Annotated in this window: 17 protein-coding genes and 1 tRNA gene; 14 read left to right on the top strand and 4 right to left on the bottom strand. The window is 36.3% G+C overall.

Translation table 11 applies throughout. The annotated features are described in order from the left end of the window. Positions 1 to 210 precede the first annotated feature (210 nt). The 4 genes from H3R21_RS07345 to H3R21_RS07330 are packed head-to-tail and all read left to right on the top strand — an operon-like array spanning position 211 to position 3,349. The gene (locus H3R21_RS07345) at positions 211 to 1,215 is read left to right on the top strand and encodes a mannose/fructose/sorbose PTS transporter subunit IIA (protein WP_046306070.1); all 1,005 of its coding nucleotides are present in this window, start codon (positions 211 to 213) and stop codon (positions 1,213 to 1,215) included. Positions 1,216 to 1,234: 19 nt separating this feature from the next. Next, positions 1,235 to 2,041, top strand: a complete 807-nt coding sequence (locus H3R21_RS07340; protein WP_046306072.1) for a PTS mannose/fructose/sorbose transporter subunit IIC — start codon at positions 1,235 to 1,237, stop codon at positions 2,039 to 2,041. Between the two features lie 27 nt (positions 2,042 to 2,068). Further along, on the top strand, positions 2,069 to 2,983 hold the full coding sequence (locus H3R21_RS07335; protein ID WP_198184133.1) for a PTS system mannose/fructose/sorbose family transporter subunit IID: 915 nt from the start codon (positions 2,069 to 2,071) through the stop codon (positions 2,981 to 2,983). Between the two features lie 3 nt (positions 2,984 to 2,986). Next, the gene (locus H3R21_RS07330; protein ID WP_198184132.1) at positions 2,987 to 3,349 is read left to right on the top strand and encodes a DUF956 family protein; all 363 of its coding nucleotides are present in this window, start codon (positions 2,987 to 2,989) and stop codon (positions 3,347 to 3,349) included. A gap of 122 nt (positions 3,350 to 3,471) precedes the next feature. Here H3R21_RS07330 and H3R21_RS07325 read toward each other — a convergent pair whose 3' ends face one another. Beyond that, positions 3,472 to 4,842, bottom strand: coding sequence for an amino acid permease (locus H3R21_RS07325; protein ID WP_198184130.1), 1,371 nt, complete (start codon positions 4,840 to 4,842; stop codon positions 3,472 to 3,474). Positions 4,843 to 4,991: 149 nt separating this feature from the next. Between H3R21_RS07325 and H3R21_RS07320 the strand changes: the two genes are divergently transcribed. Continuing rightward, the gene (locus H3R21_RS07320) at positions 4,992 to 5,543 is read left to right on the top strand and encodes a GNAT family N-acetyltransferase (RefSeq protein ID WP_198184128.1); all 552 of its coding nucleotides are present in this window, start codon (positions 4,992 to 4,994) and stop codon (positions 5,541 to 5,543) included. A gap of 25 nt (positions 5,544 to 5,568) precedes the next feature. Here H3R21_RS07320 and galE read toward each other — a convergent pair whose 3' ends face one another. After that, complete coding sequence (galE, locus tag H3R21_RS07315; protein WP_198184126.1) at positions 5,569 to 6,561, bottom strand: UDP-glucose 4-epimerase GalE; 993 nt, start codon at positions 6,559 to 6,561, stop codon at positions 5,569 to 5,571. A 136-nt stretch (positions 6,562 to 6,697) separates the two neighbouring features. Between galE and H3R21_RS07310 the strand changes: the two genes are divergently transcribed. The 5 genes from H3R21_RS07310 (at position 6,698) to H3R21_RS07290 (ending at position 12,825) form a co-directional block, all read left to right on the top strand. Then, a complete protein-coding gene (locus H3R21_RS07310) occupies positions 6,698 to 7,462 on the top strand; it encodes an NADPH-dependent oxidoreductase (RefSeq protein ID WP_198184124.1) in 765 nt (254 codons plus the stop codon). Positions 7,463 to 7,581: 119 nt separating this feature from the next. Beyond that, a tRNA-Thr gene (locus H3R21_RS07305) sits at positions 7,582 to 7,654 on the top strand. Positions 7,655 to 8,108: 454 nt separating this feature from the next. Beyond that, complete coding sequence (locus tag H3R21_RS07300) at positions 8,109 to 8,981, top strand: DNA/RNA non-specific endonuclease (RefSeq protein ID WP_198184122.1); 873 nt, start codon at positions 8,109 to 8,111, stop codon at positions 8,979 to 8,981. 562 nt (positions 8,982 to 9,543) lie between these two features. Beyond that, on the top strand, positions 9,544 to 11,907 hold the full coding sequence (locus H3R21_RS07295) for an alpha-L-rhamnosidase (protein ID WP_232352363.1): 2,364 nt from the start codon (positions 9,544 to 9,546) through the stop codon (positions 11,905 to 11,907). Positions 11,908 to 12,078: 171 nt separating this feature from the next. Continuing rightward, positions 12,079 to 12,825 (top strand): hypothetical protein, encoded by a 747-nt coding sequence (locus H3R21_RS07290; protein ID WP_198184120.1) that lies wholly within the window; start codon positions 12,079 to 12,081, stop codon positions 12,823 to 12,825. 77 nt (positions 12,826 to 12,902) lie between these two features. Here the strand turns inward: H3R21_RS07290 and H3R21_RS07285 are convergent, their stop codons facing one another. After that, positions 12,903 to 13,667 carry a MerR family transcriptional regulator gene (locus H3R21_RS07285; RefSeq protein ID WP_198184118.1) on the bottom strand — a complete coding sequence of 255 codons (765 nt, stop codon included), beginning with the start codon at positions 13,665 to 13,667 and terminating at the stop codon, positions 12,903 to 12,905. A 129-nt stretch (positions 13,668 to 13,796) separates the two neighbouring features. Beyond that, entirely contained in the window at positions 13,797 to 14,759 is a 963-nt protein-coding gene (locus H3R21_RS07280) for a D-2-hydroxyacid dehydrogenase (RefSeq protein ID WP_198184116.1), read from the bottom strand. A 262-nt stretch (positions 14,760 to 15,021) separates the two neighbouring features. On the opposite strand from H3R21_RS07280, the gene H3R21_RS07275 reads away from it, so the two are divergent. The 4 genes from H3R21_RS07275 (at position 15,022) to H3R21_RS07260 (ending at position 19,580) form a co-directional block, all read left to right on the top strand. After that, a complete protein-coding gene (locus tag H3R21_RS07275; protein ID WP_255524816.1) occupies positions 15,022 to 15,852 on the top strand; it encodes a DUF6574 domain-containing protein in 831 nt (276 codons plus the stop codon). Positions 15,853 to 15,873: 21 nt separating this feature from the next. Then, positions 15,874 to 17,268: a zinc ribbon domain-containing protein gene (locus H3R21_RS07270; RefSeq protein ID WP_198184112.1), complete on the top strand. Its 1,395-nt coding sequence runs from the start codon at positions 15,874 to 15,876 to the stop codon at positions 17,266 to 17,268. 219 nt (positions 17,269 to 17,487) lie between these two features. Continuing rightward, a complete protein-coding gene (locus tag H3R21_RS07265) occupies positions 17,488 to 18,567 on the top strand; it encodes an AEC family transporter (protein WP_198184110.1) in 1,080 nt (359 codons plus the stop codon). Positions 18,568 to 18,581: 14 nt separating this feature from the next. Further along, positions 18,582 to 19,580, top strand: a complete 999-nt coding sequence (locus H3R21_RS07260) for an NAD(P)-dependent oxidoreductase (RefSeq protein ID WP_198184108.1) — start codon at positions 18,582 to 18,584, stop codon at positions 19,578 to 19,580. Positions 19,581 to 19,997: the final 417 nt, after the last annotated feature.

Genomic DNA, 19,997 nt, shown 5'->3' with positions numbered 1-19,997 from the left:
GTTAATCAAGATGTCGTCAGTTCGAGTCTGACAGCCGGAGCAAAGTACAAGAAAAGAGGATCTTTATCGATCCTCTTTTTTGTTGCGCTATAGTTTTATTAAATAAATAATATTATAAGATTAGAATGTGGTAAGTATGCGGTTCATAGCTCTTTTTTAGGTGTACAATGTAAATGGATACACTTTATCTAAAAGAAGGAGGAAAAGCTCATGGTAGGAATTGTGTTAGCCAGCCATGGCGGTTTTGCCGATGGGATTGCACAGTCTGCGCAAATGCTATTCGGAGAACAAGACAATTTTGCTCATGTCATTTTGTCGCCTGATGAAGGACCAAATGATATTAGGAGTAAAATGGAAGATGCAATTGCCTCATTTGATGATTCGAATGAAGTGTTGTTAATTGTTGATCTTTGGGGTGGGACACCGTTTAATCAAGCAAACGGTTTACTAGAAGATCATGAAAACTGGGCAGTCGTTTCTGGTATGAATTTACCAATGGTTGTTGAAGCATTAACGCAGAGAATGACCAATCCTGATCATACTGCAAAAGAAATTGCCACTGCTATTATTGAACCTGCTAAGGATGGCATTAAAACTAAACCAACAGATTTAATGCCAAAAACTGAAGCTTCAGTTCAAGGCGGTGCAGGTGTAGCTAAACCTGCAAAATCTATTCCTGAAGGAACAGTAGTTGGTGATGGACACATCAAGTACGTTCTAGCTAGAATTGATTCACGTTTATTGCACGGTCAAGTTGCTACTGGTTGGATACCAGCAATGCATCCAGATCGCGTTATTGTTGTTTCAGACAGCGTTGCTAAGGATGAGATGCGTAAGAGCATGATTCGTGAAGCTGCACCTTCTGGTGTTAAGGCTCATACTGTTCCAATTAAGAAAATGATTGAAATTGCAAATGATCCTCGCTTTGGTAATACTCATGCATTATTGCTGTTTGAAAATCCTGAGGATGTTCTAACGGTTATTAAAGCTGGTATTGATCTTAAGACTATCAATGTGGGTTCAATGTCTTATAAAGTTGGTGATATTAACGCTAATAATGTTTTGTCAATGAATCAAGACGACGTTGATACTTTCCGCGAACTTGAAAAAATGGGAGTTGAGTTCGACGTACGGAAAGTACCAACTGATAAAGGCGGTAATATGGACGCAATTTTGAATAAGGCGCAAAGCTTGTTGGATGAACAAAAGAAATAAAAGAGTAGGAGCAAAAAAAATGAACGCTATACAAATGATCTTAGTTGTTCTAGTTGCCTTTCTTGCAGGTATGGAAGGTATCTTGGATCAATGGGAATTTCACCAACCACTAGTTGCTTGTACACTAATTGGATTAGTTACTGGACATCTAGATTTAGGAATTATCTTGGGTGGTTATTTACAAATGATTGCCCTAGGTTGGGCTAATATTGGTGCCGCAGTTGCACCTGATGCCGCATTAGCCTCAGTAGCTTCAGCTATCATTTTGGTTCAAAGTGGTCAGGGCACCAAAGGAATTGGTATGGCTACAGGTATTGCTATGCCTTTAGCTGTTGCCGGACTATTTTTAACTATGATTGTACGTACTATTTCAACTGGTATTGCGCATATCATGGACGCTGATGCTAAAAAGGGAAATTGGCGCAAAATTAATATGTGGCAATGGGTTGCTGTTTGCTTGCAAGGATTAAGAATTGCTATTCCAGCTGCTTTATTGCTAGCTATTCCAGCATCTACTGTTAGATATTGGTTAGGTTTAATGCCAGCTTGGTTAAGTGATGGTATGTCACTCGGTGGTGCTATGGTCGTAGCTGTTGGTTATGCAATGGTTATTAACATGATGGCTAGCCGTGAAGTTTGGCCATTCTTTGCAATTGGTTTTGCTTTAGCTGCTATCAAGGACCTAACTTTAATTGCATTAGGTGCAATTGGTTTGGCTCTTGCCGTAATGTACTTAGCTCTTGAATCTAAGGGTGGTAATGGCAACAAGAGTTCAGATAATGAAGGTACCGGCGATCCACTCGGCGATATCATTGACGACTATTAAAGTGATATTTAAGAGGAGGATTTTATTATGGCTGATCAAAAAATCAAATTAAGTAAAGCCGACCGCTTCAACGTGATGTGGCACTCACAATTTTTACAAGCATCATGGAACTATGAAAGAATGCAGAACGGTGGTTTTGCATATTCATTAATTCCTGCATTAAGAAGGCTATATCCAAACAAGGATGATATGTCTGCAGCACTTGAACGTCACTTAGTTTTCTTCAACGTTCACCCTTACCTAGTTTCACCAATTTTAGGTGTTACGCTTGCTTTGGAAGAAGACAAAGCAAACGGTGCTGAAGTTCAGGACGAAGCTATTCAAGGTGTTAAGGTCGGAATGATGGGACCTTTGGCTGGTGTCGGTGACCCAGTATTTTGGTATACAGTTCGTCCAATCCTTGGCGCTTTGGGAGCATCAATGGCTATCCAAGGCAACCTTTTAGGACCTATTTTGTTCTTTGTACTTTGGAATGTCATCAGAATTGCCTTTATGTGGTACACACAAGAATTTGGTTACAAAGCAGGTTCTGCAATTACTAATGATGTATCTGGTGGTCTTTTACAAAAGGTTACTCGTGGCGCTTCAATGATGGGTATGTTTGTCCTTGGTTCGCTAATTGAGCGTTGGGTAAACATTCAATTCACACCAGTAGTTTCAAAAACACCGCTTCAAAAGGGCGCGTACATTGACTGGAATTCGATTCCTGCTGGTGCAAAGGGAATTCAACAGGCATTGATCGATCAAAGTAACGGATTGTCGCTTACTAAATTCAAGGTAACCACTTTACAAAACAACTTGGATACCTTGATTCCTGGTTTGGCAGGTTTGCTGTTAACTTTCTTATGTATGTGGCTATTGAAGAAGAAAGTTTCACCAATCGTTATTATTATCGCTATCTTTGTTGTTGGTGTTCTACTACACGTTTTACACATAATTTAAAAAATGGTTGAATCACAGAATACCAAAGTAGATTTGACGACTGACGCTACGTGGTTTCGGGCAGTTGCTTCATATGGCAACATCATGGTTGGAAATAAAGCAATTGAATTTTATAATGATCGCAATCTTTCTGACTATGTCCAAATACCGTGGAATGAAGTTACTTATGTAGTGGCCGACGTTCATTTTAAAGGAAAGTATATTCCGCGATTTGAAGTTAGAACTCGCGCTAGTGGAACATTTATTTTTACTACTAAAAATAATAAAAAGACATTACGGGCAATCCGTAACTATGTTCCGGCTGATCATATGCGACAGGCATTGAGTCTATGGCAAAATTTAAAGCGAAGATTTACACGTAATTAAAAAAGTTCCTAAGTAGATATCTACTTAGGAACTTTTTCTATTGGTTTTTAGTAAATGAGTTAATTTTATCCTCAATCCCTAAATAATCATGAATTTTATCATGTAATGAAGTTACTGCTGTTTCAGCACGCTTTTTCTTTTTGCCATATTTTGGCTACAGTGGATAAGAGAATAAAGATCAAAATTGCCGCAATCATTGATACACGATTATTTGGCAAGATGAGTAATAAAATAATCATCATGATAAAAAACAGTAAGGTTAAATAATCCAAATAGGGAAATCCTGGCATTTTAAAATCACCTAATTTGGCCTCTTGAGTCTGTTTGCGATACGCAATATGAGTTAAGAGCATTAAGCACCAGATGATAATAAACATGCTGGTAGAAGTAGAAAAAATGAAATTAAAAGCCTGGTTGCCAATTAAGATAATGACAAAGGGTGCAAGAGCCATTAGACAGGCGGATAAAATCAAACCGTTTTGAGGTAATTGTCTTCTTAAATGACCAAAGGTCTTGTTCCACTTGCCTTTTCCATTAAAGGTAACAGAAAAAAGTAATCGTCCCGCACTATACAAAATACTATTGGTTGATGAAACGGCCGCAGAAATCACAACGAAATTAATGATTGAGCCTGCGTTACGAATTCCAGTTGCTGCAAGAGTCTGTACAAAAGGACTGGAACTAGTTGAAACCTTATTCCAAGGAATAACAATTAGAATTGCAACAATTGCTAAAACATAAAACAAAATAATTCGTAGTGGAACTTCATTAATTGCTTTCTTAATTGTGACTTTAGGATTTTGTGCTTCGGCTGCCGTCAGGCCAACTAATTCAACACCAACGAAACTAAAAATTACCATTTGAAATCCAGCAAAAAAGCCGGAACTTCCTTTAGCAAAGAAGCCACCATTATTAGTTAAATTCGCGAAAGTTACTGGTCCAAAACTGGTTTTTCCACCAGTAACGGCCAAATAAGCTACCAAAATTACAAAAGCAATCACAGTAACAATTTTGATGATTGCAAAACTAAACTCTAGATTTCCAAATAGGCGAGCAGAAAGTAAGTTAATAAAAAGCAGGATAGCAATTGTAACCAGACCTGGAATCCAGGTTGCCAAATGTGGGAACCAATATTGAAAATAGATTCCTAAAGCTGTCATTTCAGCCATTCCTAGCGTGACCCAACTAATCCAATACAGGTAACCGGAAATAAAACCGATATTTTTACCTAAATATTTTTGAATAAAATCAATGTAGGTGTGCTTAGATAGGTCAGAGACAATTAATTCACCTAGAGCCCGCATCAATAAAAATAAAAAAATACCGACAATCATGTAAATTAAAATGACGCTTGGACTGGCCATTCTAATACTGTTGCCGACACCCAAAAATAACCCCGTGCCAATTGTACCGCCTAGTGCAATTAACTGAATATGGGCATTGGTTAAGGTTCGTTCATAACCAGAACTATTATTTTCGTTTTCGTCATCCATCTAATCACTCCAAATTCTAGATATGTATTTTTATACTACAATAATCGATTATAGCACTAGTTTAACTACCTTGAATTATTAGTATTAAAAAAAGATGAAAACAGTAGTATCATGGAATAAAATAGATAGGTAAAAGGAGTGTTATGGAAATGTTTGCAATTGCTAAGTTTTTGTTTGCTGGCCAAAAAATAGAGTTAGTTTTACCTGAAATAAGGCATGCACAAGCGCTATATGAAATTATTGTTCACGATCGGGTAGAACTGGCACGCTTTTTACCATGGGCTGATAAAATTAACGTAGTTGAAGATGAAATAGATTTTATTAAGCAAATGCGTAGGGAAACCGCAGAGTATAAGAAACTTGCTTTAGTAGTTTTAGTTAACGGCGATGCGGCTGGAATGTTTGACCTCCATAATATTAAATTGAAAAATCAAAGTGCGGAAATAGGCTATTGGTTGGGGCAAGCGTATCAGAAGAAAGGAATTATGACTCAAGCAGTTAAAAAGCTGGTTGAAGTATCCTTTAATCAATTAGGATTGCATCGACTTAGCCTATTGGCTGACCATGAAAACAGGGCTAGTTGCGCAATAGCGGAAAGACTTAATTTTGCCCATATAGCATTATTACCAGATGAAGTAAAATATCATGGTGAGTTTCGAGATATGGAGTTGTATACCTTAATAAACAAAAACAGCTTATAGTAGCTATATACTATAAGCCGTTTTATTACTTGTCTTCGTAGCCATTGGGATGTTTTTGGTGCCACTGCCAAGCACTTTCAATGGCCTCTTCTGCACTTTCATGTTGCGGTTGCCAGTTTAAGACGGATCTTGCCTTGTCAGAATTAGCGATTAAACTGTCGGGATCTCCGGCTCGTCGTGGTCCGATTGTATAAGGAATATCTATTCCGGTAACACTACGAGCTGCTTGTAAAATTTCAAGATTTGAATAGCCATGCGCGGTTCCCAAATTGAAAACATCTGAATGACCAGTTTTCATTAAATATTGAAGCGCTAAGATATGAGCATCGATTAAGTCGTTTATTTCAACGTAATCGCGCACGTTAGTACCATCCTTAGTATCGTAATCATCACCAAAAATAGTAAATTTTCCGTCTCCAGTAATAGCACTACGTAGAATATTAGGGATTAAGTGCGTCTCAGGTCCGTGATCTTCACCGTAATTACCGTCTGTTGAAGCTCCTGCAACGTTAAAGTAGCGAAGAGCAACAGACCTAATACCCTCAGATTTATCTGCCCAGTGCATGATTTTTTCCATCATTGCTTTGGTATCACCATAAGGATTGATTGGATTTAGAGGTGAATCTTCTGTAATTGGTAACTTCTTGGGAATGCCATAAGTTGCAGCACTTGATGAAAAGACAAGATACTTAACTTGTGCATCTTTCATAGCTTCCAAAAGGGCAATCATACCGGAAACATTATTATCGTAGTATTTAAGTGGCTTTTTAACAGATTCAGGTACAAGTGAGTAGGCAGCAAAGTGCATCACTGCATCAATTTTTTCTTCGCGTAAAATCTGACTGACTAAGAATTTATCTTCGATATCACCTTGATAAAGCTTTGCCTTGGGATTAACAGCTTTTCGATGGCCTGTGTAGAGTGCGTCAAGGACAACAACTTCATAGCCTTGTTCAACTAAATGCTTGACGGCAATTGAACCAATGTAGCCGGCCCCGCCAATAACTAATACACGCATAATTTCCTCCATTAATATTTTTATAGACAGTTAAATTCTAGCATAGTGCAAGAGAGGTTGCTGAAATATTTCTGCTATAATGTTTTATATAGCAAAGTAAAAAGTTAGTCAAAATAGTATGGAAAGAAGTAGTCAAATGATTCATAATGCAACAATTGATCAACAAGTCAATCATCGATCGATTCGTAAATTTAAAGATCAACAATTAACTGAGGAGCAGTTAGCGACTTTATACACAGTTTTTCAACATACTGCGACAAGTTTATTTATGCAAAATGCAACTCTTTTACATATTACTGATGAAACTAAACGAGCAAAAATTAGAGAATTGTGCGGGCAAAAATATGTTGGTGCACAAGGAGATCTCTTTATTTTTGTAGTTGATTTATACCGAAATCAACAAATTCGGCAGCAGTTAGGTAAGGATGATGGCCGCCTACACACTACTGACATCTTCTTCCAGGGGTTGGATGATACACTGCTTGCCTGGCAAAATGTGGCTAATGCTGTGGAAAGCATGGGCTTAGGTTACGTGCCACTTGGGACAATTAATGATCATCCATTGGCGATGCTAGATGTATTAGACTTGCCTAAATTGACTTTTCCGGCGTTAGGGATGCAAGTGGGTGTACCTGACCAAGATCCACAATTAAAACCACGTTTGCCACTAGAATTTACTACTTTTGAAAATGATTATCCGCGTGATTTTGCTGTGGATAATTTGAAAGACTACGATCAAGTTGTCACAACTTATTATGATTTGCGTGATACAAATAAGAGAATTGATTCATTTACCAAACAAATTACGGGAGAAAAGGTAAATACAAAGGCAATTGACCGTGATGAGTTACCCGAACTTTTACACAAGCAAGAATTGTGCTTAGACTGGAAGTTAAACTAGAACTTGATTTTTGTGGAAAAGTTACCAGCAGCTTGCGTAGTCCACTCTAAATAAGAAAAGTCGTGCATTCAATTGCACGGCTTTTCTTGTTCTGGTATAATTTATACGTTGTAAAAAGCGCTGATTTAGCTCAGTTGGTAGAGCGTTTCCCTCGTAAAGAAAAGGTCGCCAGTTCGATTCTGGCAATCAGCATATTATTATATAGTTAAATTTGATGAGTCTTGATTACTAGCGTTTTATGTTAGTAGTTGAGACTTTTTATTTAGAATTCGTGGACAAAAATGGCACACGTTTACAAACAGTATGCCAATTTTTTTGATATAAAAATTTAGCAGCTAATATTAACATAGTCAAGGCTTGTAGTGTTAAATATCATGCTTTCAACACTACATATAGTATTGCACTGAGATTATTTTGTGATATATTGTGGTTACCAAGTAACAGGATAGGCTACTGTGTACGTATTATTAATGTAGAGATTATTTATGATGCACTAAATTTATAAATCAACCGTATTAATCGCTTGGTACCTTGGCTAGCTATCCATAATTATTTTTTAATACAATATAATCATAAATTATATATACTATGAAAGGCGTACTATAAAAAGTAAAGTGTGCAGAGTTTAAAAGGAGAAGTGGGAATAATGAAATACAGAAAACTTTTGGCAACATTCTTAGCTGCGATTGGATTAATAGCAGGATATCAAACAGCAAATGATGCAACTATAAAAATTGTTGCGGCTGAATCCGAACAGGTGACCAAGGCCAGCAAACCAAAACGATTAAAGATATCACCTAACAAAACACAAGCGGCATTTATAAAGCCGTGGTCATATCAAGAGGAAAGAAAACTAAGTTTGTTGGACTTAGATAATTTAGGTCGTGCTCAAGGTAGTCATATTCAAGTAAAACGCTCAGAATTGCCTACGGAACCCCGTGCGCCAAGGCTAACTGTTAATCCAAGCGGTTGGCATAATTATAAAATTGAAACTACTAAGAATGGCAAACCATATACTGCCTGGGCTTTTAACAGAGGGCATTTAGTTGGTTACCAATTTTCAGGTTTAAATGATGAAAAACGTAACTTAATTACAGAAACGGCTTACTTGAATCAAGGGTCTACTACTGGTATGGATGATACTAATTCAAAGGCCATGCTCTATTATGAAAATCTTTTACGCAAGTGGATTAATGAGCATCCCCAAAGTAAACTCGACTATGCTGTAATTCCTTTATATTATCAAGATGAATTAGTTGCCCGTAAGGTGCTATTAAGCTTTGTTGGCGTTACTCCGGCAAATCGACAAACTAAGATTAAGTTGCCTATAAGTGGACTAAAAATGAAGGGTAAAGTAACTCAAGTAATTTTAGATAATGACTCTCCGCTGCTAGACATAGATTATCTTACTGGTGCTGCTACAGTTCTTAATAGTGAAAAATACTCACGCCGCGAAGCTGTTCGACAAGAAAAATTGCGTCGTGCGGAAGAAAGTAACGACACTAATTTTGAAAACTAGAAGTGCTTTTGAAATAGACTTAGAATTCAAATAACTAAAGGGTCCATTTAGAGTACTTTGCAGTGTCTTGTTAGATATTGGTAGTAAAAATAAAATCCGCAATCATATAAAATAATAAATTCTTATAGTGGCAGAAATAAAAAGCAAGTTTTGAAATGGTCCCCGAATTTGGGGGCTATTTTTATGGCTAAATTATCTACGCAAGATAAAATTGAAATCTATCAGCTTTGGTAGGAGGACTGCTTTCAATCACCTTTCCTGGAAAAGTATCTGAACAAAATATTTAAAGACAAAATAATTGTCGGTGGGTACATTACTTTGGGAGTTACTTTCTTACTGGGAAGAATTGCAAATAACCTTATTTTAATTGGTATCGTCGCTGTCCTTTCACATAAATATGAATTCCATAGGGTGGTTTATAACCCTGTATTATTAAATTTGCTTCACATTAAAGTTCTTTTACTTTTGGGTGTGTATGTTGCTTTATAATTGGTATTATTTGTATACTGTCAAATCTAGGTAAAGAAGTTATGTCTAATTCTGTAAAAGAGGGCTAGTAGAAATGATTAAGAACAGTGAAAATAAATGGTTAGGAAAATGGATAAGTTCAGATTTTGCTGAGGTTAGTAAAGAGCCAGAGTTTTCTTTGGCTAAAATGTTTAGTGGTAAAGAAGCACCGATTCCACTGCCTGTTGATGAAAGACTACATGCGCCAATAGTTTTTAAGAAAATTTTTAATATAGAAAAAGCTATTAATTCTGCAAAACTAGAGATTACTGCACAGGGTTTGTATCAAGTATATTTAAATGGTCGAAAAGTTGGTGATGCCATTTTTACTCCCGATTATACGCAATACCAAGAATATTTACTATATCAAACATATGACACAAAAGATTTATTAGTCAGTGGGCAAAACGTGTTGACAGTAGTTGTAGCAGATGGGTGGTATGCAGGTAGAATAGCTATTTCTGGAGAAAGTTGTCAGTTTGGTGATCGATTAGCTTTATTGGCAGACCTAACCGTTGAATATAAAGATCACAGCTATTTAAAAATTGGTACTGATTCGTCTTTTACTGTTGGTACCGGAAAGTGGCGCTATACAGATGTCGTTATCGGTGAAAAGCAAGATCTGCGCATTAAAAATTGGCTAGCTACTGATACTCCTTTTGCTAAGGGGGCAGAAGTGATTGATGCAGATTATGAGCGCCTATCCCCACAATTTGGTCCGATGGTAAAACGAATGCAAACTTTAAAAGTAAAAAAGATTTGGCAAGAAGAAAACAAGCTAGTAGTTGATTTCGGTCAAGTCATAACGGGACGGATTCGGATAACAGCAACTTTTAAAAAGGATGTTGACATTAAGATTGAGCATTCTGAAACCTTAGATCAAGATGGTCGTTTCTTTAAAAATATTATTGGTCGTAATAAGGATCAAGAAGATCATGTGATTGGAAATGGTAAATTGTCAACTTTTGAGCCTGATTTTACATATCATGGCTTCAGATATATTAGGATTACTGGCCTTGAGCAAGCAGATATTCAAGATTTAAATGCCATAGTTATTTTTAGTAACATGAAGAGAACTGGTGAAATAAGTACTTCTAACCAGCAAATAAATCGTTTACTACAAAATATTAAATGGAGTCAGCAGGGAAACATGTTGTCTATTCCAACTGACTGCCCGCAGCGTGAACGTGCTGGTTGGACTGGAGATATGCAAGTCTTTGCACCAGCTTCTACTTTTTACTACAACACGGAAAATTTGATCCGTCGCTGGCTAAAAAACGTTCGGATTGATCAGCAAAAAGACGGGGAAATTATTGATTACTCACCAGCTCCAGCTAGTTTTTATCAAAGCACGTTGGATTTTAAAGGCAGCCTAAGTTCAGCTGGTTGGGGCGATGCAATTATAATGGTACCGTGGGCTTTATATCAAAGATATGGTCATAAAGAGATTTTGACCGAAAATTATGCTGCCATGAAGAAGTGGCATAATTATAGCGTCAAAAGTGCTGCCGGCGATAAGAGTGGCATTAATCGCTACATTTGGGACACTACATTTCATTATGGTGACTGGATGCTCCCAAGTATGATGATTGGAGATCCTAATCCAATGAAAACTGCTACAGCAACTAAAGATGTGGTTGCTACCGCTTTTCTGGCTCATTCTGCGGATCTTCTTGCTAAAATAAGTAATGTTTTAGGTGAAAATGGTGACGAATATACTGCCTATGCCAATAAAGTTAAGCAAGCATTTGTTGAAAAATTTGTCAAAGAGGGAAGATTAACCAGTGACTATCAGGGATGTTACGTTCTGGCCTTAGCATTTGATATGATTAGTGATACTAATACGAGAAAAAAACTGCTAAGTAGATTAGTGGAATTAATTCATAATAATCATGATTGCTTAGATACTGGGTTCGTATCTGTTCCTTACTTGCTGGATGTATTAGTTAATAATGGAGAAACTGATTTGGCCAGAAAGGTCTTTCTCCAAAACAAATGTCCGTCTTGGTTATATGAAGTTGATCATGGTGCAACAACTATTTGGGAATCATGGGCAGGAATTCAGCCAGATGGCAAAACAGGAACATTTTCGTTCAATCACTATGCAATGGGCTGTGTCCTTGACTGGTTTATCAGAAAAGTTATTGGTTTAAATGAGATTAAGCCCGGATTTAAGGAAGTAGAAATTAAGCCTCAGATAAAAGGTATTGTTGATGACTTCCAAATGAAATATTTGAGTGAAAATGGCTTGTTTACAATAAAATTATTGAATGGTAAATATGAATTTACTATTCCTGAGGGTTGTACAGCTATAGTGTATCTTCCAGATTCTGCTGGCTTTTTAAGGAAATACACCAAAGCCCAAACTCAAAATACCGGAATTATTGTAAAATCAGGTACTTATCAATGGGAATACTAAAGCAATAAATAAAGAATTGAAGTTATTCAAGAACATCATTCCATTAGAGCATCCACGTTTTAATTACACCGTACTATCCTGTGGATGAAGAAAAATATTTGGATAAGTATCTAAAAGCTTTGAAAAGTTAGCAAATATTAACTGGTTGTAAAGAAATGAGGTTAACAATATATGTCTGATGTAATTCTTGAAAAAGCAAGACTAATTTATCAAAAGTATCAGAATGGTGAACTTGGTGATACTAGTCTGCCAGAGGATACTAATCCAGGCCTTGATTCTAGTTCGAATGAGAATGTACTTTATTTCACTTTGCCAATGGCTTTAAATTCTCAAAGAAATTCTTATACTCTGTGGGAAAGTGCCCTAAAAACATATGAAGATTCTGAAACGAATTTTGTCTTTTCACCTAATAAGGTTATAAATGCTGACTATGAAGAAGTGCAGAAAGCCCTAACCAAGTATAGACTTGTACTGCAAAGGAATAAGCAAACCAATATCTGGCTTAAACTGTGTCAGACATTCACTGATTTATCTGATGGTAATATTATCAATTTTGCCAGAAATTTAGATGATGATGTGAATAAAATCAGATACTTTATGCAAAAAGAGGCTAAGAAAAAATTTCCTTATCTGTCTGGAACCAAGCTGTGTAATTATTGGCTGTATGTTCTTAGCAATTACACTGCAATTCCTTTGAAAAACACTAACGATATATACATCGCTGCTGATCGTCATATAATCAGAGCTAGTTACAAATTTGGTTTGATTACTAAAGAACAAATGGAAAGCTCAAAAGTACAAACTTATGTTATTGATGCCTGGGCGAAAGAACTGCAGGGAACTGAATTTGTCCCAACAGACCTGCAAAATCCATTGTGGCTATGGAGCAGAAACGGTTTTAAGAATTTAGAATCCTGACTGATAATAGAAAATAAGGGTAATGTAAGCTTGAAGCCTTCATTACCCTTGTTTTTTCTTGTTCTTAACTTGATGAATTATGCATAGTAATCAATGATTGCTTTCAGCGTTTTCGCAGCTTCAGGATTGCCAGTGCCTTCTTCATAGTATTTACTAAAATGTTCGTCACATATGTACATCTTGGCGAGATTCTTGTGTGCCTCTGCAGAATATTGGTCTTTTGGCCATAATGTTAGTAAATATTCTTTGTGTAAATCAAACAGATGTTTAGCAGCAGGTTGCTTGATATCAGTAGTACTAGCCAAATTTTTTAGTTCAGTTAAAATTTCAGCAGATAATTCTTTAAAATGTGAAAATTCATTTTCTGATAGAGAATTGAACTTTTGATTGCTGCGATCTATTTGGGCGTCGCCATACTTTTCTCTAATTTCTGTACCGTATTGCTTTTCGTTATTCTTAATTACCTCTTTTTTTAGTGTGGCAAATTTTTCAGTGTCTGTCATTTGTGTTTCTCCTTTCATTGTTGCAAGTGTCTTGTCCAAATTCTTAATCAAATCATCCAGATATTGTTGCTCTGCAACTAATTTGCTACGCTGACTTCGTAAAACTTGATATTGAGTTTCTGGTGAAGTTTGCATAACTTTTTTAATTTGCTCTAGTGGCAGGTCAAATAGCTTTAAGAACAGTATTTTTTGAAGTTGATCAACTTCAGTTTCTTCGTAGTAGCGATAATTATTTACGGGGTCTCTGCGCGCTTTTAAAAGTCCCTGTTTATCGTAGTACCGTAAAGTTCGAGTTGAAATGTCAGCTAGTTTTGCTAGTTCATTGATAGAATATGACATGGTTAAAAATCTCCTCACTTGCAAAATCAAGTATATTGGTTGACGTAACGTCAAGGTCAAGCACGGAATTGATTTTTCATCAATAAAAAACCAGTATTCTGATTAGAATACTGGTTTTTGTTATGGCGTCTAGTTTACTACATTTAGTTTTTCGCCATTTAAAAAGGCCTGAAGATTATCAACGACGATTCCTAAAAGACGATTGCGGGTCTCGCGAGGTGCCCATGCAATATGAGGGGTAATGTAGCAGTTTTTAGCAGAAAGAAGTGGACTGTCAGTTGGAATTGGTTCTTTTTGGACGACATCAACTCCGGCAGCAGCAATCTTGCTATCATTTAACGCATCTGCAACATCTTTTTCACTGATTAATCCGCCACGTGCTGTATTAATCAAGATAACGCCGTCTTTCATTTGACTAATCGCTTTTTGATTTATCATTTCTGTGGTTTCTGGAGTTTGCGGAACGTGTAGGCTAATAATGTCAGATTGTTGGTATAGCTCTTCCAGGCTGACTTGTTTTACATAATTAGGTAAATCTGTTTTAGGACGGTGATTATAAAAGATGATGTTCATAGAAAAAGCATGACCAATTTCGGCTACTTTTTTTGCAATACTACCAAATCCAATTAAGCCAAGGGTCTTACCCTGCAATTCCATTAATGGTTTAGCCCAAAATGTGAAGTCAGGATTGCTACTCCAGCGGCCATCATGCACAAGTTGATTGTGTAGTCCCACGTGGCTGGTAATTTCAAGTAGTAGGGCAAAAGTAAATTGAGCAACTGCATCAGTGCCGTATGTAGGAATATTGGTTACAGGGATGTTAGCTTTTGTTGCAGCTTCAGTGTCAATTACATTGTAGCCTGTTGCAGTTACACCAATATATTTGAGATTAGGAGCAGTAGAAATCACATGCTCGTCAAGGGGAGTTTTATTGGTCAAAACGATTTCGGCATCACCAATTCGCTTTAAAATTTCATTATCGTCATTTACTGGAGTTCGATCATAAAAGGTGCAGTCACCCAATTCTTTGAGAGGCGACCAGTCAAGATCACCAGGATTTAACGCATAGCTATCTAAGTTTACAATTTTCATTTCTCAAACCTCTTTAATTATCAATAATACATATTTTACTATAATCTGCTCAAGTAAAATTAATTTTGCAACTAAATTGACAGCGTTTTTAGATAATTTTACAATTGATTAGTATGACACTTTTATTGCTGTGCTTATATGTATCTTTTTACTTTAAAAAACTGTGGGAGAATTTTGGAGTATAAGATAGTTAACTAAAAACATGCAGTTATTAAAGTGGCGAATAAGTATATGTTGTTACTGAATATAGAAGGAGTTAGTAATGAAAAAATGTCCTAAGTGTGGCGCTCTAATGGAAAAGAACGTCAACTTTTGTACGAAATGTGGTGCAGATTTGCGTAATGTTGATCTGGGTCAAAAAACTAAGCAAACCAACACTGAGCCTGCTAAAGTTGAAACCGCACCGGTAGATGAAGTGCAGACACAAATACCCTCTACTGGTCGTTTCCAACATTACTGGCAATGGTTAGTTGAATCTTGGCAAAAACCAGCGCAAAATAATTTACCAACTGAAAGTTGGTATGGCTGGGTAACTATTTTAGTTGAAGATCTTCTTTTTATTTTAGGGTTATACTTTTTGGCTAAGGCACTTATTACTGGTGCAATTGGCCTTGCTAGCAGCTTTGGGGTTAGTACTCGGGGTTGGGGAAACTATGACCTTTCTTTTAATATCGTTTTCAGAGTATTTATTATTATTTTAGTTTTTGAAGCGATCATAATCTTAGCGCATTTTGCTGCATATAAATTTGTCTATAATGGTCATCCTAATCTTTTTGCTTTTGTAAATACCAGCACACATGCAAGTAATTTAAACTTGATTCTTACTGCAATCTTCTTTTTATTAATGCTCTTAGGTCTTAATAGTATTAGGTTCTCTTTGTTCCTAATTCTTTTAATGATAGTGATATTCTTTATTGGGCAAGAAGTAACTTTATTAGCACACGAGGGTGCAGTACGAGATAAAGTTTATGGAATGTTAATTGCTTTTGGTATCATTTTTGTTTGCACCATAATTGTTAATTCGATTATTTATAATTCGGTTCTGCGCGTGATTATTAACGAATTCATGTCCGGAATCAATGGCGCAATGTAGTTTATGGATGGTGTGAGAAAAATGAGTGAATCTGAATTTTGTCCCAACTGTGGCAAGTTAATTAAGCCTAATGATGAATTTTGTCCTAACTGTGGCGCTAGGATAGCTGCCAAAAAAAAGAGCAGACAGGAATATCGTGCTAAGGAAGGTACCCAAAAGAGCACAAGTTTGCCTAAAAATGAGCTTGCGACAACAGTCAATCATCAACCGATGAAAAAGAAGAATAAAATTATCTTTTCATGTCTTGGCATCTTAGTCGTAGCATTTATTGCCTTTTATGCTTGGGGCTCTAACCATTACCAACGTCAAAATCAGGTTGATCAAATTACAGCATATTTGAAAAATCCACATGAAAATATGGCGCAATATGTGACTGCAGATAATCCAGCAGTTCATGTGACAAACGCTGCCTTAAAACCAACTCAGAGTTATTATTTTAGCCACAGTAAAGCCGCTGACCAGATGGGGGAGGCACTTAAATATAGTGATAACTATGATAATGTTTCGCTCGTACAGTCGGGACGCTATTTATTGTTTTTCCCTAAATACACATTAAAGTTTGAAACTTTTTCGCCACAGATTAAAACAAACCACGCTAATTCGACTATTTATGTTAATGGTAAAAAGGTTGGCGGCGTTAATGGTAGTGGGGAAGAGTATTATAAAAAGACGGATCCACTTTTCCCAGGTAAGTACCATATAACTGTTAAGTCAGTTGCTTCAGGACATAACTTAGCAGCTGAAAAGACAGCCAATATTTTTTCTAATGATGCCATTAACATGAACATTAAGACAGTTAACTTCATGATTAAAAGTGTTGCAGGTGCTGACATTTATATCAATGATAAAAAAGCTGGCACTGTTGGTAAAGATGGGACAAAGGACTTTAAGGACTATCCTGCTACTGATGATATGAAAATCTATGTGGTTATCAAAGTTGGTGGTCACGAAATCAAGTCAAAGGTGATTGACTACGATGAACTTGGCTTTGACGATGATGATGACAGTAGCAGTAATGTAATTAAGCCGGAATGGCCTGGCTTAATCAGCCAAGATGATGCGGAAAGTATGCTACAAAATGCATTTAATTCGCCAGATGAGGATGATTTTGTTGGTGGAGCAGAAAACAAGGGATATCAAGAACTTCATGGTCAAGTTGGTAACTTTAACGATGATGATGATATTATTGAATACGATATGGAATGTAATGTCGTTTCGGTATCACCTGCTCCAGGAAATTGCAGTAATGTGGTTTACAAAATAACTTATACTTTTGAACATGATGATTATGAGCATAAGCAAGTAATGTTATATTCAGGCGCTGTCTTCCACCAAGATGGGGATGAGAGTGATTCACAAAAGATCAAGTCAATTGGTAGCGGTAAGATTATTAGTGATAAGAAATATAACAATTAAATACGTACGAAGAAGGGGCAGACCTAGTTTCTGTCCTTTTTGGTTGTTGATAGTTCTGCTATTCACATGCTTGATATACGGTTAGGTGTTTTTTGTTTTGCTGCTTTATCAGCGATATTAAGGGCTGGAATTGAATTAATTACCTTGATATTGTTGCAAACGTCACAAATGAAATGTAAGATAGATTGTGAAGAATGTAATTAACAGGAGGACCTAATAATGAATATTGCGAAAGCAATAAATGTGACTTTTTCTAATCCCGCAATAATGAGTTCTATAACCTCGACAATTTTTATCATTTTGTTGGGCTTTTATCTCCGTAAGCGTAATATTTTTACTGAACAGTTTGGAAAAATATTGTCTAAGGTGGTTTTAAGCGTTGCATTACCAGCTTTGGCTTTTAACTCATTTATGCAGCCAATCAATAATGAGACTTTTACTCAGGGGATAAATGTTTTAATTTGGGGAATAGTAATTTATATTATTTTGATTTTTACTACGCCAATTTCATATGCTAAATATCCACAAGACAAGCGTGATGTATTAGCAATTTTGACAACCTTCGGTTCAACTACCTTTTTTGGTATTCCGATTGTTGGAGCCGTATTTGGTGCAAAGGGCATTATGTATAGTTCAATCTTTAATATTGGCTATCGCATCTTTTTGTATTCGTACGCTTACATCAAAATGTCAGGTCTAAAAATGAAGGCCAGCAATATTAAAAAAATGTTTGTTAATCCGGTCGTAATTGCTACCTTTTTAGGGTTAGTGCTGTGGCTAGCACAAAACTACATGCCACAAGTTTCTGTTCGTCAGGCAGTTAATGGTGTGATTAATCCTGAAGCACCAATGATAAAGGTGGCTTTCTATCGAATCGATCAAACTGCAATTTGGCTATATAAACCAATGCAATATTTAGCTAACCTAGCTTCTCCACTTGCATGGCTATCAATTGGTTCAACTTTAGGTTCAACTTCATTTAAACAAGCTGCATCTAATAAAACGTCATGGTACTATAGTTTCAATAAAGTTATTTTAGTTCCATTGATTAATTTGGCTCTATTATTAATATTAAATGTAACTAATATTTTGCCGATAAGCTATGTAGCACTAGGTACAATTATCATTATGATGGCTACACCAACAGCAGCAGTTGTTTCATCTTACGCAATTAGTTTTGACCGTGAAGCTGTTTTATCATCAGATGCTTCTTTTGTCTCAACAATTCTAGCTGTTGCGGCAATGCCATTTTGGATTGCATTTCTTGGTGTTTTTAGTCAAAGCGGTATATTTGGTTAATAAGGAGGATTTCAATGTTCAAAATTGTTGCATATGGTGTGCGAGAAAACGAAGTAGAGTATTTTAAAAAATTAAATAAATATGATTATGATTTACAACTGGAATCAGAATTATTAACACATGAAAATATTGAAACTGCCAAGGGTGCTGATGCGGTTTTGCTCAGAGCAAATTGTGAGGCGGACGATATTAATTTGGCAAAGCTAAATGAGTGGGGTATCAAGTATGTTTTCACTCGAACAGTTGGCTATAATCATATTGATTTAAAGGCAGCCGCTAAATATGGGATGGAAGTTGCACGAGTTCCTGCATATTCACCATATGCAGTAGCTGAGCTAGCAATGACATTAGGAATGATGCTTTTTCGGCATACGGCTTTGGCAACAAGCATGACTGAACAAGGTAATTTTAGTGTTGCAACTGCAACTTTTTCAGGTGAAGTTCATTCCAGTACTGTTGGAATTGTTGGCACTGGTCGAATTGGTGCCACTGAAGCTCAACTATATAGTGGCATGGGGGCTAAAGTATTGGGCTATGATCCTTATCCTAGTGATTTTGCAAAGCAATATGTTACTTTCGTTAGTCAGGATGAGCTATTAGAGAAGTCTGATATCGTTTCAGTTCACGTTCCTTATTTTCCTGGGAAAAATGATAATTTAATTGATAAGGGATTTCTAGCTAAAATGAAAGAAACCGCTGTTCTTGTTAACACTGCACGTAGTGAATTAGCGGATTATGCCGCAATCATTTCTGCAATTAAATCCGGGCATATTGCAGGGTTTGCAAGCGATGTTTTACCAAATGAAGCAGAAGTTTTGGGGCACAACTTTAAGGGCAAAATTAAAGATGAAACAACTAAAGCGCTAGTTAATTTATATCCAAAAGTTCTACTAACCCCACATATTGGTTCATATACCAGTCCAGCTTTAACTGACATGATTGCAGTTAGCTATGATAATTTCCATCAAGCTTTAGAGACTGGCAAAACAGACAACGACGTTAAATTAAGCTAAGATAAATATTCAAATTCCATAGTAAATTTTGCTTCAAAAAAAATAAAAGTGTAGGGCTTGTAGTGTCCTACACTTTTTTAACTAATCCGCAATCTTTTTTGCCTCATCGAGAGCCTTCATAATAGAAGGATTTTTTGAATGGCAATCTTTAATCATTTGGATATCTTCGTCACTTAATGTAACAGTATATTTGCTCATGATTATTGTCCTTTCTGCAAAAAACTTATCTTAACTATAGCACTTTTAGTGCTAAATTTAATTAATAATGGCGAAAAAACAAGAGATAGCACTGATAAGATAGCGATTGTTATTTTTCAATCATGTTTCAAAAGCAACCAAAATAAATTCTAATTGCTAAATACAAACATTAGTTCTTGTAAATAGCAAATATAAGTAAATCTAGCATTATAAGTGGTT

It is taken from the genome of Lactobacillus sp. W8172 (genome assembly GCF_016102055.1).
Taxonomy (GTDB): Bacteria; Bacillota; Bacilli; order Lactobacillales; family Lactobacillaceae; genus Lactobacillus; species Lactobacillus apis_A.
This window is presented reverse-complemented; position numbering and strand designations above follow the sequence as displayed.